Here is a 25,650-nt window from a genome sequence, read left to right on the forward strand (position 1 = left end):
GCCTTTCTTACCCGAAAACCCATGAAATTTACCGTTTTCAAGACTATCGGCAAACACAGACACCAAAAACACGATGGGGTTTAGTGCAAAAAAATGTCCGCAATCCTGTTGGATTGCGGACATTGGAGATATGCCAAGCCCACGTTCGAAAGCGTGAGCTCAATTCACATCAGATTCACTCGGCGTCGCCCTTGCCGACCTCCACACGAGCGAAGGAAAGCGCGGTTCCCCCGACTTCCTTGAACAGGTCGCCGACGGTCTTGGACGGATCCTTGACGTACGCCTGCTCAAGCAGCACGGTCTCCTTGTAGAATGCGCCGAGACGGCCTTCCACGATCTTCGGAGCGATCTTCTCGATCACGGCCTCCGGCTTGCCCTTGCTCTTGAGCTCCTCCGTGGTCTTCTCGGTGGCCACGCGACGCTCGGATTCCAGCACATCAGCCGGAACATCCTCGCGGGTCAGCCACTGGGCGCCCATCGCGGAAATCTGCAGAGCGGCCTCATGAGCCACAGCAGCGCCGGCTTCATCGGTGGCAATCATGGCCACGATGCTCGGCGGCATCTCAGCGGACTTCTTGTGGGCGTAGACCTCGACATGCGGGCCCTCGACCTTGGCGAACTGGCCTACCTTGACGTGCTCACCGAACAGAGCAGCGGCTTCCTCGACGGCTTCCTTCACGGTGGTGTCACCGGAGGCTGCTGCCAGAACCTCATCCACGGAGGATGCTTCGGCCTTGACGGCGTCATCGAGCACGCTACCGGCGAATTCCACGAACTTCGGGGTCTTGGCCACGAAGTCGGTCTCGGAGTTCAGCTCGACCGCATAGCCGGTCTGGCCGTTGGCGGATTCGACAACGGTGGAGGCGATGGTGCCTTCCTGAGCCTTGCGGCCTTCACGCTTGCCAGCGGCCTGGATGCCCTTGGCGCGGATGATTTCCTTGGCGCGAGCCACATCGCCTTCGGCTTCGGTCAGGGCCTTCTTGACGTCCATCATGCCGGCGCCGGTTTCCTCGCGCACCTGCTTGATCAGAGCTGCAGTGATTGCTGCCATTGATTTGTCTCCTCTGAAAATTTGGTGATGCCCCGATGATGGGAGGCATAGCACCTCCCATCATAGAGCATGGTCTCACTCGGCCTTGGTTTCGCCTTCAGCCTCAGCCGGGGCTTCAGCTGCCGGAGCGCCCTCGGTGAGGAGCTCCTTTTCCCAAGCAGCCATCGGCTGCTCGGCTTCGCCTTCGGCCTTGGCGGCCTTGCCGGAACGCTCCAGCAGACCTTCGGCCACTGCGTCAGCCATGAGGCTGGTCAGCAGTTCGATGCCGCGGATGGCGTCATCGTTGGCGGCGATCGGATACTCAACGGATTCCGGATCGGCGTTGGTGTCGACGATGGCGACAACCGGAATGCCCAGCTTGTGGGCTTCCTCGACGGCCAGAGCTTCCTTGTTCACATCGACCACGAACATGGCGGACGGGGTGCGGTTCATGTTGCGGATACCGCCCAGCTGCTTAGCCAGCTTGTCCTTCTCACGCTCGAGGAGCAGCAGCTCCTTCTTGGTCAGACCGGAGCCGTGCACGTCGGTGAAGTCCATTTCCTCAAGTTCCTTGAGGCGGGAGACGCGCTTGGACACGGTCTGGAAGTTGGTCAGCATGCCGCCGAGCCAACGCTCGGAGACATACGGCATGTTCACGCGGGTGGCCTGAGCGGAAACAGCTTCCTGAGCCTGCTTCTTGGTGCCGACGAACAGCACGGTGCCGTTGTGGGCAACAGTGGCCTTGATGAAGTCGTAGGCCTTGTCGATCATGTCGAGCGACTTGAACAGGTTGATGATGTGGATGCCGTTGCGCTGGGTGAGGATGAACTGCTTCATCTTCGGGTTCCAACGACGGGTCTGGTGGCCGAAGTGCAGGCCTGCCTTCAGCATGTCGCTCATAGTGATCTGAGCCATGGTATTGCTACCTCTTTCTTTGTCGGTTCTTGCCTGGTCATGCGTTCCTGCGTGCAGCCAATGCCTTGCAGGCATCAGCCGACCGACACAGGTCGTCGCGAGCATGACGCGAATTGGTTGCGCACCGGTTGACAATAATTGGGCGGTTTGAAGCACTCGCGGCAGCGCTTCTCACCAAATTGGCGCACAAATATTAAAAATACCATGGGGCCACGTCTTTCTGACGTGGCCCCATGGTTGAATCGTCGTTCGCTGTTTCGATCACTTGCGATGGGTGCGCATGTAACGCATCGCCTCGCGGCGTTCTTCCTTTTCCAGACGATCAAGATAGACGTGACCGTCCAAATGATCAGTCTCGTGCTGCAGCATGCGGCCCATGATGCCATGACCTTCCAACACTACCGGCTTGCCGTCCAAATCAATGCCCCGCACGCGAGCATAATCGGCGCGACGAGTCTTGTACCACAATCCTGGAACGGAAAGGCAGCCTTCATCGCCATATTGCTCTCCGCTGGTCTCCTCCAACACCGGGTTAAGCACATAGCCGATTTTGCCGTCGATATTGTAGGAAAACGCACGCAGACTCACACCGATTTGGTTGGCGGACAACCCGGCGCGTCCCGGGTCATCAACGGTATCCAACAAATCCTGCACCAGATGGCGCACCGCGGGCGTGATCTCCTTGATGGGATCGCATGGGGTGCGCAGCACTGGATCAGGTACGACTCGAATCTCACGGATTGCCAAAATTAACGCTCCTCGTTGTTCTTGGTTGCGGAAGGCTCGACGGACGGTGCCGTCTCGTCATCCGGTTCATCGGACTGCTTCTTGATTCTCTCCTGCATGGTATCAAATGCCTGCCGAACCTTCGGGCTGACGGATTCAGAAGCCTGCCGCATGCTTTCCGACGCCTGCTTGACGGTTTCGGTGGTGCGGTCGAGAATCTGGACGGTCTTCGGCAACGGCCTGTTGGAGGGTTTTGGCGCGTAAATCACGTTTTCGATGACGTCTGCGTAGCGCTGCAGCACCTTGGGACGAACAACTTTCAGGCTTGCCGTCAAGGTGCCGTCCTGTTGGTTGAATTCCTCATCGAGAATCTCGAATTTTCGTACGGATTCCGCACGGGAAACGTTCGCGTTGGCCTTTTCGACATACTGCTGCACGAAAGCGCGCACGGCATCGTTTTCCGCTACCTGCTTCATGGACATATCGGCATCAAGACCCTGCTGGGAAAGCCAAGAACGAGTCATATCAGAATCCAGTTCAATCAAAGCGCTGATGAACGGCTTGCCATCGCCAATGACCACAGCATGGGACACGATAGGACAGGTGTCGATGATGTCCTCCATCGGGGCGGGGCTGACGTTCTTGCCTCCGGCTGTGATGATGATGTCCTTCTTGCGGCCGGTGATATACACGAATCCATCATCGTCGATGGCCCCCAGATCGCCGGTCCTCAGCCAACCATCAGGCATTTTGACTTCAGCGGTCTTCTCAGGATTCTTATAGTAGCCAAGAAAAACATTGGGGCCCATGACCTGCAGCTCGCCATCATCATCGGTGCGCACACCCATACCCGGCCCGGGCTTACCAACGGAACCGACGCGATTCGCATTTTGCCAGTTGACGATCATCGGAGCCGCGGTTTCCGTCATACCGTACCCCTGAATGAACGTGATGCCATCCATGCCATTGAAGAAGTGGGCAAGGTCGACGTTCAGCGGGGCGCCGCCGCATGCCAGATATTTCAGGTTCGGACCAAGCGCAGAACGAATGGACTTGCCGACGACGGACATGAAGAAGGAATGCTCGGCTCGGGCCACCATCGAATGATGTCCCCCGTCCTGCTCGTCCTTGGACCATTGCACGAAATGATCGAACGCCTTGGCGAAGACCCTGCCGCGAATACCCGCACCGGCCTTCTGCGAGGCAGCGTTGTACACTTTTTCGAACACACGTGGCACGCCAAGCAAATACGTCGGTTTGAAACTGCGCAGATCGGCGAGCAGATGCTTGGCTCCAGGCAGATAGCCGACCACGCCTTGTCCGCCAATCGCCACGTATTGGATATAGCGGGCGAAGCAGTGCGCCAACGGCAGGAACAGCATCAACCTGTTGGGCTGGTACAGCATCTCGTCAAGAATGATGTAGCCATTGAGCACGATATGCGTGAAGTTGCGATGGGACAGCATCGCACCCTTCGGACGTCCCGTGGAGCCCGATGTGTAAACGATGGTGAGCATGTCGTCCGCCTTGATCCGGGCAATGACCTGATCAAGGGTATCGTCATCGACGCCCTCTCCGAAATCGGCGACTGCGTCAAGACCGTCCGCTTTGAAATTGAACACGTAACGCAGCCCTTCATGCATGTCACGAATCTGTTCGAGCGTCTGCGTGTGGACGGAATCTCCAGCGAAGGCAATAACCGGCTCCACCTCTTCCACGATGGAAGCGGCCTGCTTGGCCGAATCGGTTTCATAAATCGGAACGCTTACCGCGCCGATGGCCGCGCATGCGAAATCGACCACACCCCACTCGTAACAGGTGGGAGAGTAAATGACCACCATGCTTCCGGCCTTGACTCCAAGACCGATAAGGCCCTTCGCCACGGCGCGCACACGAGCGAGCATCTGGCCTGCCGTCACATCATGCCATTGCCGAGTCTCATCATCCTGCCATTGTGCGATAAGATCATCCGGATTCTTCTGCGCACGACGCGACAGCAACGCATATACCGTGTCATCATCCGTGGTGCTGTAGGCCGGCTCTGGTACAAATTCTCTCAACATGGTTCTCTATAGTAGTTCCCGTATGCTTAAGGCACGCTGAAAGCCCTTGGCATCGACTGCGAACATCGACGCCAAGGGCTTTTTGCAGATTCCTACCGTATCATCGCATCAATGCGATCACCCGAAATCAGCCAAGACGCACTTCCACGTGGAGCCTTTGAGCCTGAATGCGGTGTTGCATCTCAACCGCGTTTCGCCGATGTTGAGCAAAGCCGCACATTCGAATTTCGTGGTCGAAGTCAACCAGCCGTTAATGGCGGACACGTTGATGGGAAGCAGACCAATCTTGGCATATAGATTTGCGTCTTCCTTCATATAATGGCCTATTATGGAAGCTGCGATTTTAAGCCTACGCATACAGTCCTCCGTTAGAATACGCTCTACATGCGCCGGCTTTTGCCGACCACGGAAGATGTCGATGGCATCGCACGACATGCGCGCGCCCAATAACGCCAAGGAATAGGCTTGCTTCGCGTCCCACGGTGTGGAATCGGACCGGATAACATGGAAGGGCACCCGCATGCCGGATAATTGTGTTTCCAAAAACCCATCATATGAAGGAAGCTTCTCGACGGATTTTCCTATGCACTGCAGCCATTGGCCATTGTTTTCCGCTTCTTTAAGACCGACATACGAATCAGGGTCTGACGGTGGGATTTCGTCAGGCTCATTGCCTTCTATCTCCTTGTCGTCTTCCGGCTCCCGCTCAGAGCCGGACTGCCATTCCGGAGGTGAAACGCCATCGTCAGATAAGTCGTCCATTGCCATGGATCCCTCATTTCTTTACCTATTTAATGTCATCCAACTCTCTTCACTGAGAAGGACCAAAAACATTAATACATAAAGACAATCCCCCCGTCAAGTCGACGGAGGGATTGTGGATAACTTTTTTTATCCACAGGACGAAGCTATCTGATCAGTGGCTCGAAGCGACCGTAACCGGACAACGTTGGAAGCTCTTCAAATCGACATAACCGGTCGTGGCCATGGCTCTGCGAAGCGCCCCAACAAAATTGGTGGTTCCGTCGGCGTTATGGCTCGGGCCGAACATGACCTCCTGCAAGGAACCTACGGTGCCCACGTTAGTGCGGAATCCGCGCGGCAACGTCTGGTGGCGGGCCTCGGCGCCCCAATGCATGCCTTTGCCAGGAGCCTCGGAGGCGCGTGCCAGAGGCGAGCCCAGCATCACCGCATCGGCGCCCAGCGCGAATGCCTTGACGAAGCTGCCGGAATCACCCATACCGCCGTCGGCAATCACCTGCACATAGCGTCCGCCCGATTCGTCCATGTAATCGCGGCGGGCCTCGGCGACATCGGCGATGGCTGTGGCCATCGGCGCGTGCACTCCAATCGTGTTGCGGTTGGCGGATACCGCACCGCCACCGAAGCCGACAAGCACGCCAGCGGCTCCCGTGCGCATCAAATGCAACGCAGCCGTGTAGTTGGCCGCGCCGCCAACAATGACGGGGACATCCAGGTCATAGATGAATTTCTTAAGGTTCAGGGGCTCATGGTCCTTGGAGACATGCTCCGCCGACACCACGGTGCCACGAATGACAAACAGATCGACACCGGCCTCAAGCACGGTGGAATAATAATCCTGCGTACGCTGCGGAGACAGCGCGCCGGCTACGGTGACGCCGGCATCACGAATCTCATGCAGACGTTCGACGATGAGTTCCGGCTTGATCGGCTCAGCGTAAATCTGCTGGATGCGTTCGGTGGCCTTGTCCGCAGGCAGCTGCGCGATTTCGTCCAGCAGCGGCTGGGGATCGTCATAGCGGGTCCACAATCCTTCTAGGTCAAGCACGCCAAGCGCGCCCATCTTGCCCATGGCGATGGCCGTGGCCGGGCTGGTCACGGAATCCATCGGGGCGCCGATGACCGGCACGTCGAATTCATAGGCGTCGACCTGCCAAGAGGTGGACACATCCTGAGGATCACGGGTACGACGGGAGGGAACGATGGAGACATCGTCCAGCGAATAGGCCAGACGGCCCTTCTTGCCCAAACCGATTTCAATTTCCTGAGACATGGTTTCAAGGCTAATGCTCAGCTATGACAGTGCCTTCGCGCGTGTCCCCACGGTTTTGGACATTTCCATACGGAATTAACACACATGTAATAAGACGGAACCCATCACCTTCAATTCCGACAGGGAGGACAAACCATGGCCAAAATCAAGGTCGAAGGCAAAGTCGTCGAACTCGACGGCGACGAGATGACCCGTGTCATCTGGAAAGACATCAAGAACCGTCTGATCCTGCCGTACCTCGACGTGGATTTGGATTATTACGATCTGGGCATCGAAAACCGCGACGCCACCGACGATCAGGTGACCGTCGACGCGGCGAAGGCCATCCAGCGCGAACATGTCGGCGTCAAATGCGCCACCATCACCCCGGACGAGGCGCGCGTCAAGGAGTTCGGCCTCAAGAAGATGTGGAAGTCCCCCAATGGTACCATCCGCAACATTCTCGGCGGCACCATCTTCCGCGAGCCGATCGTCATGAGCAATGTGCCTCGCCTGGTCCCGGGATGGACCAAGCCGATCGTCGTGGCACGTCACGCCTTCGGAGACCAGTACAAAGCCACTGATTTCAAGGTTCCGGGAGCCGGCACCCTCACCGTAACCTTCACTCCGGAAGACGGCTCCGAGCCGATTGAGCACGTCGTTTACAATTATGGCCCTGACGGCGGAGTTGCCCAGGTGCAATACAACGTGAACGATTCCATCCGAGGTTTCGCACGCGCCTGCTTCAACTATGGTCTGATGCGCGGCTATCCGGTGTACCTGTCCACCAAGAACACGATTCTCAAGGCGTACGACGGCCAGTTCAAGGATACGTTCGCCGAGGTGTTCGAAAACGAATACAAGGACAAGTACGAGGCGGCTGGCCTGACCTACGAGCACCGACTCATTGATGACATGGTGGCAAGCTCCCTCAAGTGGCATGGCGGCTATATCTGGGCTTGCAAGAACTACGATGGCGACGTGCAGTCGGATTCCGTCGCACAGGGATTCGGCTCCCTTGGCCTAATGACCTCCGTGCTGATGACTCCCGACGGGCAGACCGTCGAAGCCGAAGCCGCGCACGGCACCGTGACCCGCCATTATCGCCGTTGGCAGAAGGGTGAAAAGACCTCGACCAATCCGATCGCCTCCATCTTCGCATGGACCGGCGGTCTGAAGCATCGCGCCGACCTTGACAACACTCCGGAAGTCAAGCATTTCGCCGAAACTTTGGAGAAAGTCATCATCTCCACCGTCGAAGGCGGACAGATGACCAAGGATCTGGCCATGCTCATCGGACCGGACCAGCCTTGGCTCGATACCGAGGGTTTCATGAACGCCCTCGACGAGAATCTGGCAAAGGCTCTGGCAGAGTAATCTATCTGAGCTGTCGAAAGCCCGTATGCGCAATCACACACGCGTACGGGCTTTTTGACGTCCGGATATTACAATCAATGGTCAGTATAAGGAACGTCTATTCTTCAGCAAAGGACATGGCATGATTCTGCATCGCACAATCCCGGCGAAACGTCTGCTCGCTCTGCTGGCATCGGTCTGCATGGCAACAGCCATGGGGGCCTGCTCGCCCAACGGTGATTCGCAATCGCAGCAACAGCCGTCATCACAATCCAGCGCAACAGCCGATGCCGGCAATGTGGCGATTTTCGCTCCGACAGACAGCATCACCATCTCTCAACAGACGCCATTGAGCAAATGGGAAAAACTCGTTCCCGAAATCGTGTCCTCGTTGAAACGGACCGGTGTCAAAAGCGGCGACATCACCGTGAAAACCGCTTCGAACCTCGACAAACAAAGTCAAAGCGTCCAAGACTATGTGGTGAATCACATCAACGGAACCGAGCATTCGTCCACGAAAGCCAAAACCACCTTGGTGGTGGCGCCTGTCGCCGAGATGCCGGAATCCGACAGGCAATACGGCGACTATGCACGGCATGATATCACGTGGAACTCCGACGCGTCGGATGAGGACGAACAGGATTATGCGCAATCAGCGCAACGGCTGGTTTCGGCGTTGCAGCTTGCGCAGAATGAAGGAATGAAGGTCGTTCTGATCTCCAATACGCTTCAAGGGTATGCGCCGGACGTGTACGTGCCGATGACCACGGCCGAGCAGATTGGAGAACTGCAAGCCAAAGAGCTCGTCAACAAGCTCGAGCTCGACAAGGCATCGTCCGATGCCCCCAAGCAAATCGAGGTACTACTCCCCTACGACGCGGCCGACGGACATGATGCCAAAACGGACACGTCCTTCGCCCAGAACATGTTCAAAGGCATCTGGAAAGTGCTCGAACCGTATTTCAAGGACGGCAAAGCGGCATCTCCTTCCGAGACGCTCACCGTTTCGACCACCAAGGATGACTGGCGGTCCGTGGCATTCGATTCGTCAAAAGCCGAACAAATCAAATCGGTGCTTGCCGAACGTCTCGACGCAGACAAGGACGATTCGCACCCTGTCCACCTTGATGGCGTCATCTCCTGCAACGACTATGTGGCGAAGAACATCGCCGACGAGTTGGACAAACTCGGCTACACAGGTTCCTCAGCCGATAACAACCCTTCCATCTCAATTTCCGGCATCGTGGACAGCATCACGGGCAAAAAAGACCTGAAACGGCAGGCAGTGCCTGACCCTGCGAAGACGTCGTCATCGGATGACGACAGCGATTCCGATAACAAGGAAAACGCAAAATGGCCGATCATCACCGGCTATGGGGCCTATATCAGTTCCATGCCGAACATCGTCAACGGCAAGCAATGGATGACCGCCATGGAGAACCGCAAGGCGTTGGCCGATGACATCGCGCAGACATGCGTGCGACTGAACACTTCGGGCAAACTTTCCAAACTCGGTTTCATCCGTTCCGCAACGGTCGAGGGGAAGAAAATTACGACCATCCATGAGGAGACATTGGCGATCAGCGCCGACAATCTCAAGAAAACGCTGATTGAACCCGGCTACATTTCGCTGGCGGATGCGGGCCTATGATTCTTCCGGGATTCTTCCGGATATGGTGGGGGCCGATGGCATCACTCGGATGTCACCGGCCCCCACCATATTTCGAACATCATTCGGCGTGAGCCTCCGGCTTCCTCGGCACGTAGATGACCTTGTCGATCAACGTCCGGTAATGTTCAACCACTGCCTGCCTGCGGGCCTTCATGCTCGGCGTGACCAAACCGTTCTCCTCAGTGAACTCGTCGGGAACGATTTCGAACTTGCGGATTGATTCGGCACGTGAGGCGAGCTCATTGGCTTTGTTGACGGCACGCTCCACTTCCGCACGCACAATGGGGTTCTTCGAGGCTTCATCCAAATCAGCGACCTGTTCCGCTCCCTTGGATTCCAGCCATAGGTTCGTCTCCGCCAAATCAAGGGAGATGATTGCGGCGATGAATGGCTTGCGATCGCCGATCATGACGCATTGGCTCACCACCGGCGAAGTCATGATGGATGCTTCCATCTCGCATGGGGAGACGTTCTTGCCGCCTGCGGTGATGATGAGATCCTTCTTACGCCCGACGATGGAAACGAAGCCGTCATCATCAATGGAGCCGAGATCACCGGTATGCAGCCATCCATCGACAATTTGCTGCTTGGTAACGTCAGGATTGTTGTGGTATCCGGCGCATACGGCAGGGCTCTTTATGCACAGCTCCCCTTCTTCGTCGACCCCCATGGTCACGCCTTGCAGAGGCAAGCCGATGGTGCCGATCTTGTAGCCTTCGGTCGGATTGACGCTCGAGGGGGCGCACGTTTCGGTCATGCCGTAGCCTTCCAATAGCGGCAGACCGACACCGTTGAAGAAATGCGCGATAGAGGAATCAAGCGGCGCTCCGCCGGAGACCGCATACTCGACGTGGCCGCCGAACACTTCCATGATTGACGAATACACCAGCTTGTTGTACAGGGCATGTTTTGCGTTCAGCGCGAGTGGAATGCTCCCACCGGACTGCTGAGCATGCGACCAATCGTATGCCGTCTGGGTGGCGTCAGCGAAAACACGTCCCTTGAAACCGGCTCCGGCCTTCTGCGAGGCCGCATTGTAGATCTTTTCGAAAATCCGCGGCACGGCGAGGATGAACGTCGGTTTGAACGCCTTGAAATCGGCGAGAATGGTCTTCAGATTGCTGGACAGACCGAGTGAAACGTTTCCGGCAAAGCAGAAGAACTGCATATATCGGGCGAATACATGGGCGAGCGGCAGGAACAGCAGCAGTCGACGATTCGGTTTCATGGCGATGTCCGGCATGGAGTTGACGCCGGAATAGGTGATGAACACGAAATTGGCATGCGTCAGTTCAACGCCCTTCGGGGTGCCAGTGGATCCCGACGTATATACGATGGTGGCTAGATCGGAGCCTTTGACCGCTTGTTCACGTTCAAGGAATTCGGCGTCGGAGACCGCGCGGCCGTATTCGATGATCGTGTCAATTGCACCAAGTCCGATGACGTACACGTCGCCAAGATCCGGGCACTGATCACGGACGGATTCGATTTTGTCGCGCTGGAAATCATCCTCAGCGAACGCCATCTTGACATTGGCATCATTGAAAATCATCTTCACCTGCGCCGGCGAATTCGTTTCATAGACCGGAACGGTAAGGGCGCCGATGGACATGATGGCCACATCAAGCGCGGTCCACTGCCAGCAGGTATGCGCGATAATGGATACCGAATCTCCAGGCATTACGCCACGAGCGATAAGTCCTTTGGCGAGGGCGACGACCTTGTTTTTGAACTCCGCAGCGGTGAACGCCACCCATTCGCCCTGAGCGTTCTTGTATTCGACAAGATTGTCGTCAGGAGTGCGTTCCACACGCTCCTCAAGTACTGAGAAGATGTTTTTGTCCGAGTCAATTCCCTGTTCCAAAGGGCGCGTGTATTCCTTGATCATAAGCTTCTCGCTTCTCGAAATCTAATGTACAGACAGCATCATAGCCGGAATACCGCACTTTTTCTTTAAGGCCACGACCCCAGGACAACGACAACACCCGTGGATATGGCCGTTACAACGGTTTCAGTTCAACCCGCATCGGCCTCACTCTGCCCGACGGATCCGCATAATCACGTCCTCCGCTCTTGAGGCCCCAATGCAGGCATCCATCGGCGCAATGTTCCGAGCCACCTTCAACACGAGCGAAACGCTCCCCCTTGGCGATGACGGCCCCGACCGGTCGCGTAGTGACCGCGGGTTCAAACGTCGACGTCAGGCTTCCCGTTTCCGCACCGTGGCGAAGCGTTACCACGGATTTGCCCGCCACTTTGCCACTGAAGGCGACCACACCATCCGCGGGCGCGATGATGGCGTCTTGCGGCCGTGCACGCAAATCCAAACCGCGATGCCCAGGCAACCATTGTTTAGCCGGCGCATCATATTCGCCGATTATTTGCGCGTGATCCAAAGGCCACTGCATTGATGTGCGGCATGCCTCTTGTGCGACTTCATGCGCCACGTCATCAGCCGATTGCGCGTATGCCGACGCCGTAGGTTGCGCGCAGCATATCGTGAACGCGATGTTCGCCAATACGCATACGGCCATCGCCGCGGCGCACCGGTGCCGGTTGCGCTTGTCAATGTCATCGGACATCTTATTGTGTCGAACACGCCGACGGTATTCCCATTTGTTCATGAGGCCTCCTGTGGTCCGCGTCTCTATCCGGGAATCGATATCATGGCACGTTCGAAGACCGCCCGTCGACTTGGAACGACCTTGTGGTCGGAGAACAACACTTATCCACAGATGCCGGGCGTGTCGCGCCATGACATGCCAAAACGCCACCGAACGTGGCATACGATGGGACGCATGAGTGACAACACTACGCAACGCAAGGCATTGCAGCAGTTGGAGAGCGAGCCGTCCGAGGAACGCATCGCCTACTACCGCAAGCCATTCATGGTGCTATGGGCCGCCATTCAGGAGGCTTCAAGCGAGCTGCAGGACGATTACACGCTTTCACCCGAATTGTCCCAGTTATGGGTTGGCGAGCAAATACGGCAGGTTTCGGATTCGCTAGTGGATCGGCTCGCGGAAATCGCCGTGGCGCATGGCGAGTCAAAATCGAATGTGGCACGTGCGGCCAACGCAAGTCCCGACAACGTCATACGTCGCTTCCCTCGACTCAAGGCTGATGCGGCACACGACCGCACACTCATTGACGACGTGCTCGATTCGTTGGAATAGCAGCGAAAAGTTCTTACGGAAACAAAGAAGCCCTTGGAAAACCAAGGGCTAAGAAGCTCCTGCGACTGGGCTTGAACCAGTGACCGTTCGATTAACAGTCGAATGCTCTGCCAACTGAGCTACGCAGGAATATGTTCCGGGGTACCCGAAACTGCGCTCCTGCGACTGGGCTTGAACCAGTGACCGTCCGATTAACAGTCGGATGCTCTGCCAACTGAGCTACGCAGGAATGTTCCCACCGGAAGACTTGGCTTCCGTGCACAAGTCACATATATTACACGAATCAGCCATTTACGCAAATCATACGTATCACAGCGTGTCGCAACGTCACCATTCAAGCTCTTCGATATCCATCGGATGCTCGTTGACCTCAATCGATGACACACGTCCATCATGCATGCGAATTACACGGTCCGCAATCGGCGCAATCGCAGAATTATGCGTCACGATCACCACTGTCGCGCCCTTCTTGCGGCTCATGTCCTGCAGAATGCGGAGCACTTGCTTGCCGGTGTTGTAGTCAAGCGCGCCGGTCGGTTCGTCACACAGCAGAATCTTCGGATTCTTCGCCACCGCTCGAGCGATCGCCACACGCTGCTGCTCGCCGCCCGACAACTGCGCGGGAAAATTGTCGACGCGGTCCGCAAGCCCTACGTCGGCGAGCGCCTGTCGGGCGTCTTGTGCGTCGGGAACGATTTGTGAGGCGAGTTCTACGTTTTCGCGTGCGGTGAGGTTGGCGACGAGGTTGTAGAACTGGAATACGAAGCCGATGTCGGTGCGGCGGTATGCGGTGAGTTGTTTGGGTGTGTAGTTGGAGATGTCTTTGCCGTCGATGATTACTTGTCCTGAGGTGTTGGCGTCCATGCCTCCTAGGATGTTGAGCACTGTTGATTTGCCTGCGCCGGATGCGCCGAGGATGATGGCGAGTTCGCCTTGTTCGATGGTGAAGGAGACGTTGTCGTTGGCGGTGATGGTGGTGGATCCCATGTGGTAGAGCTTGGTGCTGTTTTTCATTTCGATGTATGCCATGTTCCGCTCCGTTTTCTTGTTTGGCGTCCATGCCGTTTTTGTTTGTTGTTTTTAATATACGACTAAAGTGGTGTTTGTGGTTCCACGCCGAGGGGAAGGATTTTCCATGGATGTCTCCGATGATGCCGACCGTTTGCAGACGTTGTTGTATAGTTCCTATTCCGCCGATGTTGTCCGGCAGTTGGAGCGTCCTTTGTTGGATGATGGTGTGCCGTTGATGCGTATGGCTGCTTCTGCGGTAGCTCGTGTGACGTTGTCGTTGCTTGATGATGAGGATTTGGATGTTGAGGATGCGCGGGTCACGGTGTTGGCTGGCGCTGGGGACAATGGTGGCGATGGCTTGTATGCGGGGGCTGAGTTGGCGCGTGAGGGTGCGCAGGTTACCGCGGTTGCTGTTGGCCGTTCGTTGCATGAGGATGCGTTTAGGGCGTTTGTTCGTGCGGGTGGGCGTGTGTTGGTGTTGGATCCGGCGGCTGATATTCCTGGGTGCACGTCTGGTTTTTCCGCGGGTGAGGCTGGTGAGCGGCTGCAGGCTGCGGTCGAGTGTGCGCGGGGTTCGCATGTGGTGCTTGATGCTATGACGGGGATTGGCGTGGCCGGCGCGTTGCGTGGTGTCGCTGGCACGTTGGCTTCGTCTTTGGGTATGGATGGCGTGTTGCCGGACAAGCCTGTGTTGCCGAACAATGACCCTTCCGCTGATTTGCCGTTGGTGGTGGCCGTCGATGCGCCGTCGGGTGTGGGTGTTGATGATGGTTCGTTGCCGGGGCCGTATATTCCTGCGGATGTGACGGTGACGTTCGGTGCGATGAAGCCGTGTGCGATGGTGCCGCCGGCTTCGTATGCTTGCGGACGGATCACGTTGGTCGATTTCGGTTTCGATGTCGATGATGCTGTTCCGTTTGCCGAGATGACGGATGGCGATTTTGTGGCGGATTCGGTTCGTCTTCCGTCTCTTGCGGATGGCAAGTATTCGCGTGGAGTGGTTGGTTTGGTGACTGGTTCGGCGCGGTATCCGGGTGCTGCCGTGTTGTCGGCGAGGGCCGCGGCGTGTGCGAATGTGGGCATGGTGCGTTATCTGGGGCCGCAGCGTGCGCAGGATATGATATTGGCCGTGTTGCCGGAGGCTGTGTTGGGCAAGGGTCGGGTGCAGTCGTGGGTGGTTGGATCCGGTGTGCCCGCCGAGGGTGACGTTGCTTCCGGTGATGACATGCAGCGTGCGACCATTGCCGCGCTGCTGGATCATTACGCGTTGGAGGATGGCGATGGCTCGCGGAACGAGCGGGCGGAGGGCATGCCTCCCATTGTGGTTGATGCCGGCGCGTTGGATTTGCTGCCGTGCCATGTTGTGCCGCAGGTCGTTATCACTCCGCATGCCGGCGAATTGGCCGCATTGCTGAATCGGTTGGATGCCGATATGGCCGATGTTGTTTCCAGGCAGTGGGTGGAGGCCCGGCCATTGCGGGCGGCGTTGCGCGCGCATGAGCTTACGGGGGCCACGGTGCTGCTTAAGGGCGCGGTCACCATTGTGGTTGGAGCTGATGGAGATGGGAACACGCGGATCATCCTGTCCGGGCGCGCGCCTGCCTGGATGGCCACCGCCGGTTCGGGCGATGTGTTGGCCGGCGTGTTGGGCGCGTTGCTGGCGCAGCAGGACGACATGCTGTCCGACGATCCGGCTTTGGTTCCGGAGGTCGCCGCGGCCGCCGCGTATATGCATGGGCTTGCCGGCGCGATGGCCAGCGGGTCGGAGCAGCGCGGATGGCATCGTCCGCATCTGTATGGGCATGCGGGCAAGACTCCGGCGAGCGTGATCGGGCATCCGATTGTTGCCGGTGATGTCGTCGCGGCTGTTCCCCGGGCTTTTGGCGAGCTGCTCCGCTGACCGTTTCGTGGAGGGTCATTCCACTGATTTCAATGCTTCGAGCATGTCCACCGTTTCGAGCTGGCGGTATACGATCCAGCCGAGCACGGCTAGTACCACGGCCACGACGATGGCCGGGGCCGCCAATGCGATCCAGCTGATGGCGGGGTCGAACATGACTTCGTCGGGTGGCACTTCGGTGATGATGTATCGGTGCAGCCATTCTCCGAAGCCGTATCCGGCGAGTATGCCCAGCAGTGACAGCAGGATCGTTTCGCGGTAGATGTACATCGTGGTCTCGCTGGTGTGGAAGCCGAGCACTTTGATCGTGGATAGCTCGCGTATGCGTTCCGACACGTTGAGGTTGGTCAGGTCGTAGAGGATCACCACGGCCAGCAGCACGGCCACGAGAATCAGCACTTCCATGATCTGGTTGAGCGATCCCACGATTGTGGACACCATGTTCTTCTGCGTCGTGTTCTGCACGACGCCGCGCACGGCGGCCAGTTTCATGAATTTGGCGCCTTGGCGTTCCGTGTTGGCGTTGCTGTGGTCTTTCAGTCTGACCATGTATGCGTTTGTGCTGTACTGGTCGCCGAACACGTGTTCGTAGCATTGCGCGTTCATGAATATGAAATGGCCGATGTACATTTCGCTGATGCCGGCGACTTTGATGGTGCGTTGCGCGCCGTTTTCGTCGTTTACCGTGAAGGTGTCGCCGACCGAGACGTTGAGCATTTCGGCGAGCCGTTCGGAGATTACCGCGCCATTGTTGACCAGTATCTGTGGTTGGTGTGTTTTGCGGTCGCGTAATGTCAGGTATTCGTTGAAGTTGTATGCGTCGTCGGTGGCCAGCAGGGTGATCGACTGCTTATCGTTCTCCTTGCCTGCGGTTTTCGACAGTTCCTCGTAGCGCACCGCTGTCGAGGATTGGACGGTTTTGCCCTTCAGCGTCGTGGCGATTTCCTCGCGTTGCGCGCTGTTGGTGTCGGATTCCTCGGCGACGATCAGGTCGTAGTGGATGAGTTCCTCGAACTGTCGGTTTCCTATCTGTCCGATCGAGGATTGGACGGCGAGGCCGGCCGTCAGCAGGGATACCGCTCCGCATACGCCGAAGATCGTCATGAACATGCGTGTTTTATATCGGAAGATGTTACGGGCGGTCACTTTGTGTGTGAAATTCAGACGGTTCCATAGTGGTGGGAAATGTTCCAAAAGAATTTTCGAGCCTTTGGCCGGCGGCTTGGGCAGCAGTAGGCTCGCCGGTTTTTCGCGCAGTTCCTTGGACGCGGCCAGCCATGCCGGCACGACGGCGCTTATCCATGCAAGTGCGAATGCGGCCATGGTGATCCAGGGGTGGAATTTGAGCATGATGTCCGGCATGGTGAATCCCGCGCTGTATGCGTGGGCGACGATAAGCGGCAGCAGCGTGTGGCCGGCGAGCACGCCGGTGCATGTGCCCAGGGTGGATGCGGCGAATCCGTATACGGTGAATTTGAGCATCACATCCGCGTTGCCGTAGCCGAGCGCCTTCAACGTTCCGGAATTGGTGCGTTCCTCGTCCACCATGCGTCCCATGGTGCTGAAGGTGACGAGCGCCGCGACGAAGTAGAGGAAGATCGGGAAGATGTCCGCCAGTTTCGCCACGATGCCTTCGATGACCATGTACACGCGGTAGCCTTGCGAGGTCAGGCCTTCGCGGCGGCCGCTGACGGAATAGGCCGGGACGGTGAGATTGTCGATCTTCTCCTCGGCGAGGGTTATCTGCCGTTCGGCTTCGGGCTTCTGCGCGTTGAATTCGGCGAGTTTGCTCTGGTATTCCGTTTCGGCCTTGTCGATGTCCCTCTGGCCTTGGATAAGCTGCGTGACGCCGTCTGCGACTTGCTTGCCGGCCTGCGACACCGCTTTGCCGAGCTCGTTTTGTTTTTCGGCTATCTGTTTGGATGCCTGTGCGAGATTGTCCGCATTGCTCCGATACGCCTGCGAGCCTTGGTCGAGCCGCGCTACGGCGTTCTGGTATTGTTGCAGTCCCGCATTGTAGGCGTTCAGCTGTCTGTTGTATTCGGCGCAGGCTTCGTTGTACTGGTTGATCGCCATGTCGTATTTGCCGCGTATTTGTTCGTAGAGTTTGCCGGTGATGCCGGTCTGTTCCCATTTGCCGAGCGTCGCGCCGACTTTGTCGAGCACGGTTTTGCTTGTTTCGAGTTGTTCTCGCGCCGCGTCCAGCTGCGTTTTGCCGTTCGCCAGCCGGTTCCATGAATCGGAGAGCTGGTTCTGTCCTTGAGCCAATTGCGTCTGTGCCGCCTGCAGTTGCGTCTGTCCGGAGGCGACCGACGCGTTGGCCGAGGCCAGTTGCGCTTGCGCCGTGGCCAGCTGGGCCGCGGCCGCCAAGTCCCACATCGACCAGCGTCTGCACTGGATCGGCCGCGTTCTTGACGAGTTCGGAGGCGAGTTCCACGTTCTCCTTGGCGGTGAGGTTGGCCACCAGATTGTAGAACTGGAATACGAATCCGATGTTGTTGCGCCGGTAATCGGTCAGTTGCTTCGCGTTGAAGTCCGAGATGTCGACGCCGTCGATGATGACCTTGCCTTCGGAATTCGTGTCCATGCCGCTCAGGATGTTGAGCACCGTCGATTTGCCGGCTCCGGATGATCCCAGAATGATCGCAAGCTCGCCGCGTTCGATGTCGAAACTCACATCGTTGTTGGCGGTGATTATGATGTCGCCCATATGGTAGCGCTTGAAGCTGTGCACCATTTCGATATATGCCATCGTCGGCCCCTTCCTAATGCTTTCCACTAGGACACCCGTCTATTCAGACAACATGTTGATTTAATTTCGGATTGATTGTATGTTCGAAATGGTCGGCATGACAATCATCGCAATCGCCGAAAACGTCTAGATTAGCCTTTTTCAAAACCCAAGCGAGCCTTTCCGCCCCAATGACTTTCAGGAAACGCCGCACGCGAAGACGAAAACGTCCTTCACGAACATGGGTACGGTACACTGGCGGAAGACAGACGCACGCTACAAGAAGGGTTTCCCGATGACCGTTGCAGTTCCGACCATCACCGACGTCGTTTTCGATTTCTGCGGAGTGTTGCTGGATTGGCGGACACGGGCATGCCTTGAAGGCAGATTCGACGACGCGACCGTCGACCGCATCTGCGCCGACGACGACCCCTGCGGCTTCTTCGGATACGAGGACCGTATGGACGCCGGGGAGGACTTCGATTCGATATGGCCCGATGTGGTGGCCGAGCAGGGAGAACGCGTCGCCGGGATCTTCCGTTATTACATCGCGCATTACGACGACGCGCTGCCACGCATGCTGCCCGGCATGGAGCGGCTGCTGCGCGATCTGAAGGCGGCCGGCTATGGCGTGTGGGGATTGACGAATTGGTCCCATGAGACGTTCCATTTCGCATTCGAGAAGTTCCCGCAGCTTGCCGAACTGCTGCAGGGCACCATCGTCTCCGGCGTGGAGAAGATGCACAAGCCGAACGCCGACATCTACGAACTGGCGATGAGCCGTTTCGGCCTAAGCCCCGAGAGCAGCGTGTTCCTCGACGACACCGCGAAGAACGTCGCCGGGGCGCGGTCGGCCGGCATGCACGCCTTCCGTTTCGTCGACGCCGACCAGGCGCGCAGGGACCTGGAATCCTTGGGCGTGCGCGTGTGAGCGCGGCGGACGTACGCCTGCGTCCCGCGGAACGGGCCTCGGCCATGCGCCCATATCATCGTCCGCTGTAGGCCGCGCATCCACCGACCGCGTGTCCACTATGCAAAACGAAGCGCTATAAATCGTCGTTTCGTAAAGCGACGCTGGTATAAATGGGCGTTATGACCCTCCTTCAGCTGAAATACATCGTCAAAATAGTGGAATGCGGCTCCATGAACGAGGCCTCGCACGAGCTGTACGTATCCCAGCCCGCGTTGAGCTCCTCGGTGAAGGAGCTTGAGAACGAGCTCGGCATCGAGATCTTCACCCGTTCCTCCCAAGGCATCGCGTTGACCGTGGACGGCGCGGAATTCCTCACCTACGCGCGTCAGGTCCTCGATCAGGCGTCGCTGCTGGAGGAACGGTACAAGAACGCGAAACCCCGCAAACAGCTGTGCTCCGTGTCCACGCAGCATTACATGTTCGCCGTGGAGGCGTTCGTGGAGATGATCGACTCCACCAAGTCCGACGAATACGAGTTCACCATCCGCGAGACCCGCACGAAGGACATCATCAACCAGGTGGCGAACATGCTTTCGGAGATCGGCATCATCTACCTGTCCGACTTCAACAAGGACGTGATCGGCAAGCTGCTGCGCGAGAAGCATCTCGAGTTCCATCCGCTGTTCCGCGCGCCGTTGCACGTGTTCATCTCGCGCGACAATCCGCTGGCCGGCAAGAAGAAGGTCACCATGGACGATCTGAAGCCGTTCCCGTTCATCCAATACGAGCAGGGCGAGGAAGGCAGCTTCTTCTTCGCGGAGGAGGCCGTCTGGCCGGAGTACTCCCCCAAGCAGATCAACGTGACCGACCGCGCCACGATTCTGAACTTCATCATCGGCCTGAACGGCTACACGGTGTGCACCGGCATCGACAACGGCGATCTCAACAACGAGAAGATCGTCACCGTGCCGCTCGACACCGATGAGACGATGCTTGTCGGATGGATCACCAATGAGCGCGCGAAGCTGTCCAAGGCCGCCGAAACGTACTTGGAGAAGCTCAAGTCGGTGGTCGCCAGCCACGGCTACACGCTCATCGACTGACCCCGGAACAGAGGAACCACAACGAAAAGGCACTGTACTGCCCGAAAGCAGCACAGTGCCTTTCTGTCATATCCGAGATTATAACAGCCGATGAGCGCGGTTCAGCGCGAACGCCGCAGTCAGGCGCCGTACTGTTCCAGGTACGCGTCGGCGGCGGCCTTGATCTCCGGTGTGACGTACGGGGTGCCGTCGGCGTTCTGGATGTGCTGGCCGGCTTCGAAGATCTCCTTCACGTTGGCGATGGCGAACACCGGGAAGCCAAATTCGGCTTCGACGGCCTTCACCGCGGACGTGTCGGAATCCTTGGTCTTCTCCATGCGGTCCACGCTCAGTACCAGGCCGATGACCTCGACGTTCGCCTCGGCCTTGAGCTTCGGGATGACCTCGCGCACAGCGGTGCCGGCGGTCATCACGTCGTCGACGAGCAGGACCTTCATGCCGTCCGCAAGCTGCGTGCCGACCATCATGCCGCCGTCGCCATGGTCCTTCTTCTCCTTGCGGTCGAAGGTGTAGCCGACCTCCATGCCATGGGCGGACGTCAGCGCGATGGCGGTGGACACGCCCAGCGGGATGCCCTTGTAGGCAGGGCCGAACACGGTGTCGATGTCCTTGGGCAGGTTGCCCGCCTCGATCTCCTCGACAATCTTCTCGGCGTAGAACGCGCCGAGACGGGCGATCTTGCGTCCGTCGTTGAATGCGCCGGCGTTGATGAAGTACGGCGACTTGCGGCCGGACTTCAATGTGAACTCGCCGAATTTCAACGCCTGCGATTCCAGCAGGAACTCGGTGAAACGATGGTCGAGCGATGCGGTCATTTGCTTGTTCTCCTTACATTGATCGATTACGAAATTTCAGCGCCAGGTCTCGCCTTTGGCGAGCTTGTCGGCGAGTTCGGGACGTTCGTCGAGCAGATCGTCGAGTTCGCGGGCCACGCGCAGCGGCGCGGTCGGCTCGAACAATGCGGCCGCGCCGACTTCGACGGCGTTGGCGCCGGCATACAGGTATTCGAGCGCGGTCTCGCCGGAGTCGATGCCTCCGATGCCGATGATCGGTATTTCTGGCAATGCGGCGCGCACGCGCCATACCGCGGCCAGTCCGACCGGCAGGACGGCCGGGCCGGACACGCCGCCGGTGACGTGCGTGATGACCGGCTCGCCGGTGCGGATGTTGATGCGCATGCCGAGCAGCGTGTTGATCAGGCTCAATGCGTCGGCTCCGCTTTCCACCGCGGCTCGTGCCGGCACGGTGATATCGGTGACGTTCGGGGTGAGTTTGACAATCATCTTCTTGTCGGTGAGCTTGCGCAGTCTGGTGATGAGGCGGCTCAAAGCCACTGGGTCGGTGCCGACGCTCATGCCGCCTGCGGACACGTTCGGACAGCTCACGTTGATTTCCAGCATGTCGGCCGGGGAATCGTCGAGTTTGGACACGACTTCCGCGTAGTCGTCGTCGCAGTGTCCGGCGACGTTGGCGATGACGGTGGCGTTGATGGCCTTGAGTTTCGGCAGATCGTCCTCAAGGTAATGGTCCACGCCGGGATTCTGCAGGCCGACGGCGTTGATGTTGCTGGAGGGGCCTTCCGCAGTACGGATGCCAGGATTGCCTTCCCATGGCACCGGAGACACGCCTTTGGTGGTGACGGCGCCCAGCTGGCTCACGTCATAGAACCAGCGCACGGCAGCATATTGGAACGTGCCGGAAGCGGTCGCCACCGGATTCTTCCACGGGATACCAGCCACCTGGGTGGGATGCTTCCATTCGTGCTGTTCGTACAGGTTCGCATGTTGTTCTGCGGTCATGCTCACTCCCCCCATCCCAATTGTTCGCGGGTGAACACAGGTCCGTCCGAGCAGACCTTCAATCGTCCTTCGGCGGTGTCGACGGTGCACAGCACGCATGTGCCGTATCCGCAGCCCATGCGCTGTTCCAAGCTCAGCTGTGCCTCGATGCCGCGTTTCGCCGCCCATGCGGCGACGGCCTTCATCATCGGCAACGGCCCGCATGAGAGGATGACCGGCTTCAGCTCGCCGTTCACCAGTTCATTTTCAATACGGTCAAGGAGCGTTACGACATTGCCTTCGGATTCGTCGATGCTGTATGTCTTGTCCGCGTACCGGCCGACGTATTCGTCTCCGAAACGCACGTTGCGGTATCCGAACACCGCGGTGCTCGTCGATCCCTCCGATTCGGCGATGGCCTGCGCGGCGCGCACCAGCGGCGGCACGCCGAGACCGCCGGCCACCAGCACGTAGTTCGCGTTCTCCTTGGTGTTGAAGGAGTTGCCGAGAGGACCCATCACCCGAATGGTGTCGCCCGCACGCAATTCGGAGAATTCGGCGGTGCCTTTGCCGACGACGGCGAAGATAAGGCTCACCTCATCGCCATCCACTTCGGCCACGCCGAACGGACGGGGCATCAGTCTGCTCGGATTGTTGGAATACACGTCGACGAACTGCGCCGGCTTGGCATGTCCCGCGATGAATTCGTCGCGGAATGTCAATCGGTACACGCCATCGGCCAGCATGCGGTTGTCGACGATTTCGACCGTGTGCCTGCTGGGGAAGAATCCCGCTTCCCTCGCCTGGCCGACGGTCGGCATGAACGTTGCTACGGCGGTCATGACTCCCTTTCCTGTGTTTCGTTCGATTGTTCTGGTAGCTTACGGCAGTACCGCGCGCAGATTGTCGCGCATGTCCTTCGCGGCCTCGCGCGCCGATTCGGCGACCAAGTCGAGCGCATCGTCTGCGCTCATGGATTCGCTGTATTTGCCGGACTTCTTCCAGGCTCCGATGATGCCACGCGACGAATTGACGAGCGCGCCCATGCCGTCTTTGTCGAACATGCCGGCCACGCCTTGGGCGGTACCGCCCTGCGCGCCGTAACCGGGGACCAGGAAGAACGTGTGCGGCATGCGCGCCCGCAACGCCTTGCCTTCCTCGGGATGGGTGGCTCCGACCACCGCGCCGACACGGGAATACCCGTTCGCGCCGATGGTTTCGGCTCCCCAGCCTTCCACGAGGTCGGCGACATGCTCGTACACGCGCTCGCCTGAGGCGAGTTCGAGTTCCTGCAGTTCGCTGCTGGATGGATTGGAGGTGCGTACCAGTACGAAGATGTCCTTGTCGGCACCAGTGGCGGCTTCGACGAACGGGGTGATGCCGTCGGTGCCGAGGTAGGGGTTCACGGTGACCGCGTCCTCATGCCACGGGTCGAAAGCGTGCTCCCCCGCGTTCACACCGCTCAGATGGTGGGCGTAGGCGGCTGCGGTGGAGCCGATGTCGCCGCGCTTGACGTCGCCAAGGACGTACAGTCCCTGCTGTTTGGCGTATTCGCAGGTCATGCTGTAGGCGTCGATGCCGGCTGGTCCGAGCGCCTCATACATGGCGATCTGCGGTTTGACGGCCGGGACGATGTCGGCTACTGCGTCGATGATGGCGCGGTTGAATTCGAAGAAGGCGACGGACAGTTGGGCTGCCGGCGCTTCCGTCGGATCCTCCACCTGTTCGGCGATTTCCTCGGCGAAGCTGGCCACGACCTGCTTCGGCACCAGCGCTTCGGTGGGGTCGAGTCCCACGACGCTTGGATTCTGCTTGTCTTCGATGGCTTCGATCAGACGGTCCATCAGTCCTCCTTGTCGATGCGGCTGAAGGCCAGCTTCGAGCCGATGATGGTGGCGAGCGGCCGGCCGGTGACCTGCCATCCGCCGAATGGGGTGTTACGTGCCGAGGAGTGGAACTTCTCCGGGTCGACGGTCCATTCCTCTCCGGTGTTCAGCACCACGAGATCCACCTGGTCGCTTTCGGGCACGCGGCCCAGATCAAGCACGCGCTTGGTGTCGTCGTCTCCCGGCACGGCGTCGGCGTAGTCGTCGAGCACCGCCGTGATGTCCGTTTTGTCGTGGCCCATGAGTTCGGCCGGACCGGTGGACATGAGTTCGATGAGACGTTCGTCGGAAATGAATCCGCCGTCGACAAGTACCTTGTGGCAGACGCCGTATGCGCATTCCAGCCCGATGATGCCGTTGGGCGCGTCGAGGAAGCCGAGTTCCTTCTCTTCCATGGTGTGGGGCGCATGGTCGGTGGCCAACAAATCGACCGTGCCGTCGGCGACGGCTGCGATGGTGGCCTGGCGGTCCGCTTCGGAGCGCAGCGGCGGGTTCATTTTGGCCAAAGTGCCGTACTTAAGCAGCGCCTCGTCGTTCAATGCGATGTAATGCGGCGCGGTCTCGCAGGTGATCGGAAGTCCTTCGGCCTTGGCTTTGCGGATGGCGTCGAAGGAGATTGCGGTGCTGACGTGCTGGAAATGCACGTGCACGCCGGTTTTGCGGGACATGTCAATGTCGCGTTCGACGATTTTGAGTTCCGTGTCCTCCGGAATGCCTGGAACGCCAAGCTTGCGGGACACCGGACCGTCATTGACCGCGCCGGTGTCGTGGTGTTCGCAATGCTCGATGAGGTACAGTCCCGACTCCTTGACGTTTTCGAACACCTGTTCGAGAATGCTGGGGGTCACCGCGGAACCGTCATCGCTGATGGCGGTCACCGGATGCGCCAGCTGGTAGGCGTCCTTATGCTCGTCGCCATGTTCGGGCAGGTAGCCGATCCAGTCGGCCACTTCGGTGGCCTCATGGCCGGCACGCCCCTTTGAGGCGCATACGCATAGGTCGTAGCGCACCGGCAGTTTCACGCCATGAGCGGCCTCGTAATGCTGCAGGTAATCGATGACCGTGTCGTATTCGGCGTCGAGCACTTCGGAGGCACCCGGCTGGCCGGCCTCCACCTTCACGCCATCCATGGCCGGCACGGTGTTTGGCATGATGAGCACGTTCGTGTATCCGCCGGATGCCGCCGCCGCGCAGCCGGAGATCATGGACTCCTTGTAGGTCTGTCCGGGATCGCGGAAATGCACGTGCGGGTCTTCGAATCCGGGGGCGATGGTCATCGCCGAGGCGTCCACGGACGCGTCCGTGTCGGAAGGGACGACGAGGTCAATGACTTCGCCGGTGTTCCAGACCTTGATGTCGTGAAGGGTGAGGGTCAT

The 25,650-nt window shown here is 58.5% G+C and carries 21 protein-coding genes, 2 tRNA genes and 1 pseudogene; 6 read left to right on the forward strand and 18 right to left on the reverse strand.

Features of this window, described 5'->3' with window-relative positions; translation table 11 throughout:
• Positions 1–175: 175 nt before the first annotated feature.
• The 6 genes from tsf to KSX58_RS04740 form a co-directional block, all read right to left on the reverse strand.
• Positions 176–1,051 (reverse strand): translation elongation factor Ts, encoded by an 876-nt coding sequence (tsf, locus tag KSX58_RS04715; RefSeq protein ID WP_003809325.1) that lies wholly within the window; start codon positions 1,049–1,051, stop codon positions 176–178.
• Between the two features lie 75 nt (positions 1,052–1,126).
• Complete coding sequence (gene rpsB / locus KSX58_RS04720) at positions 1,127–1,945, reverse strand: 30S ribosomal protein S2 (protein WP_003809326.1); 819 nt, start codon at positions 1,943–1,945, stop codon at positions 1,127–1,129.
• A 261-nt stretch (positions 1,946–2,206) separates the two neighbouring features.
• Positions 2,207–2,692, reverse strand: a complete 486-nt coding sequence (locus tag KSX58_RS04725; protein ID WP_003809330.1) for a peptide deformylase — start codon at positions 2,690–2,692, stop codon at positions 2,207–2,209.
• Between the two features lie 2 nt (positions 2,693–2,694).
• The gene (locus KSX58_RS04730) at positions 2,695–4,734 is read right to left on the reverse strand and encodes a long-chain fatty acid--CoA ligase (protein ID WP_033499457.1); all 2,040 of its coding nucleotides are present in this window, start codon (positions 4,732–4,734) and stop codon (positions 2,695–2,697) included.
• A 117-nt stretch (positions 4,735–4,851) separates the two neighbouring features.
• On the reverse strand, positions 4,852–5,502 hold the full coding sequence (locus KSX58_RS04735) for a hypothetical protein (protein ID WP_003809333.1): 651 nt from the start codon (positions 5,500–5,502) through the stop codon (positions 4,852–4,854).
• Between the two features lie 148 nt (positions 5,503–5,650).
• On the reverse strand, positions 5,651–6,769 hold the full coding sequence (locus KSX58_RS04740) for a GuaB3 family IMP dehydrogenase-related protein (RefSeq protein ID WP_003809334.1): 1,119 nt from the start codon (positions 6,767–6,769) through the stop codon (positions 5,651–5,653).
• Between the two features lie 135 nt (positions 6,770–6,904).
• Here KSX58_RS04740 and KSX58_RS04745 point away from each other — a divergent pair, with 135 nt between their 5' ends.
• Complete coding sequence (locus KSX58_RS04745; protein ID WP_003809335.1) at positions 6,905–8,125, forward strand: NADP-dependent isocitrate dehydrogenase; 1,221 nt, start codon at positions 6,905–6,907, stop codon at positions 8,123–8,125.
• Between the two features lie 121 nt (positions 8,126–8,246).
• Entirely contained in the window at positions 8,247–9,755 is a 1,509-nt protein-coding gene (locus tag KSX58_RS04750; protein WP_217735732.1) for a substrate-binding domain-containing protein, read from the forward strand.
• Positions 9,756–9,834: 79 nt separating this feature from the next.
• Here the strand turns inward: KSX58_RS04750 and KSX58_RS04755 are convergent, their stop codons facing one another.
• Complete coding sequence (locus KSX58_RS04755) at positions 9,835–11,664, reverse strand: long-chain fatty acid--CoA ligase (protein WP_003809337.1); 1,830 nt, start codon at positions 11,662–11,664, stop codon at positions 9,835–9,837.
• Positions 11,665–11,776: 112 nt separating this feature from the next.
• Positions 11,777–12,358, reverse strand: a complete 582-nt coding sequence (locus KSX58_RS04760; RefSeq protein ID WP_237976423.1) for a M23 family metallopeptidase — start codon at positions 12,356–12,358, stop codon at positions 11,777–11,779.
• 216 nt (positions 12,359–12,574) lie between these two features.
• Between KSX58_RS04760 and KSX58_RS04765 the strand changes: the two genes are divergently transcribed.
• Positions 12,575–12,952: a hypothetical protein gene (locus KSX58_RS04765; RefSeq protein WP_003809340.1), complete on the forward strand. Its 378-nt coding sequence runs from the start codon at positions 12,575–12,577 to the stop codon at positions 12,950–12,952.
• Positions 12,953–13,008: 56 nt separating this feature from the next.
• Here the strand turns inward: KSX58_RS04765 and KSX58_RS04770 are convergent.
• The 3 genes from KSX58_RS04770 to KSX58_RS04780 form a co-directional block, all read right to left on the reverse strand.
• Positions 13,009–13,081, reverse strand: a tRNA-Asn gene (locus KSX58_RS04770).
• 27 nt (positions 13,082–13,108) lie between these two features.
• Positions 13,109–13,181, reverse strand: a tRNA-Asn gene (locus KSX58_RS04775).
• 98 nt (positions 13,182–13,279) lie between these two features.
• The gene (locus KSX58_RS04780; protein ID WP_003809341.1) at positions 13,280–13,981 is read right to left on the reverse strand and encodes an ABC transporter ATP-binding protein; all 702 of its coding nucleotides are present in this window, start codon (positions 13,979–13,981) and stop codon (positions 13,280–13,282) included.
• A 106-nt stretch (positions 13,982–14,087) separates the two neighbouring features.
• Between KSX58_RS04780 and KSX58_RS04785 the strand changes: the two genes are divergently transcribed.
• The gene (locus KSX58_RS04785; protein WP_217735730.1) at positions 14,088–15,863 is read left to right on the forward strand and encodes a bifunctional ADP-dependent NAD(P)H-hydrate dehydratase/NAD(P)H-hydrate epimerase; all 1,776 of its coding nucleotides are present in this window, start codon (positions 14,088–14,090) and stop codon (positions 15,861–15,863) included.
• A 15-nt stretch (positions 15,864–15,878) separates the two neighbouring features.
• On the opposite strand, the gene KSX58_RS10600 is transcribed toward KSX58_RS04785, so the two are convergent.
• Complete coding sequence (locus KSX58_RS10600; RefSeq protein ID WP_369597717.1) at positions 15,879–18,242, reverse strand: FtsX-like permease family protein; 2,364 nt, start codon at positions 18,240–18,242, stop codon at positions 15,879–15,881.
• 79 nt (positions 18,243–18,321) lie between these two features.
• Positions 18,322–18,615, reverse strand: a pseudogene (locus tag KSX58_RS10425) (ATP-binding cassette domain-containing protein); the annotation flags it as partial.
• Positions 18,616–18,889: 274 nt separating this feature from the next.
• On the opposite strand from KSX58_RS10425, the gene KSX58_RS04795 reads away from it, so the two are divergent.
• Positions 18,890–19,525, forward strand: a complete 636-nt coding sequence (locus KSX58_RS04795; RefSeq protein ID WP_033499454.1) for an HAD family phosphatase — start codon at positions 18,890–18,892, stop codon at positions 19,523–19,525.
• A 161-nt stretch (positions 19,526–19,686) separates the two neighbouring features.
• Positions 19,687–20,610 (forward strand): LysR family transcriptional regulator, encoded by a 924-nt coding sequence (locus tag KSX58_RS04800; RefSeq protein WP_033499525.1) that lies wholly within the window; start codon positions 19,687–19,689, stop codon positions 20,608–20,610.
• 119 nt (positions 20,611–20,729) lie between these two features.
• On the opposite strand, the gene pyrE is transcribed toward KSX58_RS04800, so the two are convergent.
• From pyrE to KSX58_RS04825, 5 genes are read right to left on the reverse strand one after another with little or no spacing between them, the layout of a single operon-like run.
• Positions 20,730–21,425 (reverse strand): orotate phosphoribosyltransferase, encoded by a 696-nt coding sequence (pyrE, locus tag KSX58_RS04805; RefSeq protein WP_003809359.1) that lies wholly within the window; start codon positions 21,423–21,425, stop codon positions 20,730–20,732.
• A 36-nt stretch (positions 21,426–21,461) separates the two neighbouring features.
• Entirely contained in the window at positions 21,462–22,409 is a 948-nt protein-coding gene (locus tag KSX58_RS04810; RefSeq protein ID WP_011743304.1) for a dihydroorotate dehydrogenase, read from the reverse strand.
• Positions 22,410–22,411: 2 nt separating this feature from the next.
• A complete protein-coding gene (locus tag KSX58_RS04815; RefSeq protein ID WP_055054487.1) occupies positions 22,412–23,230 on the reverse strand; it encodes a dihydroorotate dehydrogenase electron transfer subunit in 819 nt (272 codons plus the stop codon).
• Between the two features lie 39 nt (positions 23,231–23,269).
• Complete coding sequence (gene pyrF / locus KSX58_RS04820) at positions 23,270–24,232, reverse strand: orotidine-5'-phosphate decarboxylase (RefSeq protein WP_021912865.1); 963 nt, start codon at positions 24,230–24,232, stop codon at positions 23,270–23,272.
• Complete coding sequence (locus tag KSX58_RS04825; RefSeq protein ID WP_003809366.1) at positions 24,232–25,650, reverse strand: dihydroorotase; 1,419 nt, start codon at positions 25,648–25,650, stop codon at positions 24,232–24,234. Before KSX58_RS04825 ends, pyrF begins: the two co-directional genes overlap by 1 nt.

This window comes from Bifidobacterium sp. MSK.17.10 (assembly GCF_019129655.1).
Lineage (GTDB): Bacteria > Actinomycetota > Actinomycetes > Actinomycetales > Bifidobacteriaceae > Bifidobacterium > Bifidobacterium adolescentis.

What these genes read in the sequence shown, in the direction of transcription:
- tsf (WP_003809325.1), bottom strand. Translation starts at nt 1,051, where the DNA reads ATGGCAGCAATCACTGCAGCTCTGATCAAGCAGGTGCGCGAGGAAACC.
- KSX58_RS04800 (WP_033499525.1), top strand. Translation starts at nt 19,687, where the DNA reads ATGACCCTCCTTCAGCTGAAATACATCGTCAAAATAGTGGAATGCGGC.
- rpsB (WP_003809326.1), bottom strand. Translation starts at nt 1,945, where the DNA reads ATGGCTCAGATCACTATGAGCGACATGCTGAAGGCAGGCCTGCACTTC.
- KSX58_RS04760 (WP_237976423.1), bottom strand. Translation starts at nt 12,358, where the DNA reads ATGTCCGATGACATTGACAAGCGCAACCGGCACCGGTGCGCCGCGGCG.
- pyrF (WP_021912865.1), bottom strand. Translation starts at nt 24,232, where the DNA reads ATGGACCGTCTGATCGAAGCCATCGAAGACAAGCAGAATCCAAGCGTC.
- KSX58_RS04815 (WP_055054487.1), bottom strand. Translation starts at nt 23,230, where the DNA reads ATGACCGCCGTAGCAACGTTCATGCCGACCGTCGGCCAGGCGAGGGAA.
- KSX58_RS04750 (WP_217735732.1), top strand. Translation starts at nt 8,247, where the DNA reads ATGATTCTGCATCGCACAATCCCGGCGAAACGTCTGCTCGCTCTGCTG.
- KSX58_RS04825 (WP_003809366.1), bottom strand. Translation starts at nt 25,650, where the DNA reads ATGACCCTCACCCTTCACGACATCAAGGTCTGGAACACCGGCGAAGTC.
- KSX58_RS04740 (WP_003809334.1), bottom strand. Translation starts at nt 6,769, where the DNA reads ATGTCTCAGGAAATTGAAATCGGTTTGGGCAAGAAGGGCCGTCTGGCC.
- KSX58_RS04765 (WP_003809340.1), top strand. Translation starts at nt 12,575, where the DNA reads ATGAGTGACAACACTACGCAACGCAAGGCATTGCAGCAGTTGGAGAGC.
- KSX58_RS04745 (WP_003809335.1), top strand. Translation starts at nt 6,905, where the DNA reads ATGGCCAAAATCAAGGTCGAAGGCAAAGTCGTCGAACTCGACGGCGAC.
- KSX58_RS04755 (WP_003809337.1), bottom strand. Translation starts at nt 11,664, where the DNA reads ATGATCAAGGAATACACGCGCCCTTTGGAACAGGGAATTGACTCGGAC.
- KSX58_RS04780 (WP_003809341.1), bottom strand. Translation starts at nt 13,981, where the DNA reads ATGGCATACATCGAAATGAAAAACAGCACCAAGCTCTACCACATGGGA.
- KSX58_RS04785 (WP_217735730.1), top strand. Translation starts at nt 14,088, where the DNA reads ATGGATGTCTCCGATGATGCCGACCGTTTGCAGACGTTGTTGTATAGT.
- KSX58_RS10600 (WP_369597717.1), bottom strand. Translation starts at nt 18,242, where the DNA reads ATGTGGGACTTGGCGGCCGCGGCCCAGCTGGCCACGGCGCAAGCGCAA.
- KSX58_RS04735 (WP_003809333.1), bottom strand. Translation starts at nt 5,502, where the DNA reads ATGGCAATGGACGACTTATCTGACGATGGCGTTTCACCTCCGGAATGG.
- KSX58_RS04810 (WP_011743304.1), bottom strand. Translation starts at nt 22,409, where the DNA reads ATGACCGCAGAACAACATGCGAACCTGTACGAACAGCACGAATGGAAG.
- KSX58_RS04795 (WP_033499454.1), top strand. Translation starts at nt 18,890, where the DNA reads ATGACCGTTGCAGTTCCGACCATCACCGACGTCGTTTTCGATTTCTGC.
- pyrE (WP_003809359.1), bottom strand. Translation starts at nt 21,425, where the DNA reads ATGACCGCATCGCTCGACCATCGTTTCACCGAGTTCCTGCTGGAATCG.
- KSX58_RS04730 (WP_033499457.1), bottom strand. Translation starts at nt 4,734, where the DNA reads ATGTTGAGAGAATTTGTACCAGAGCCGGCCTACAGCACCACGGATGAT.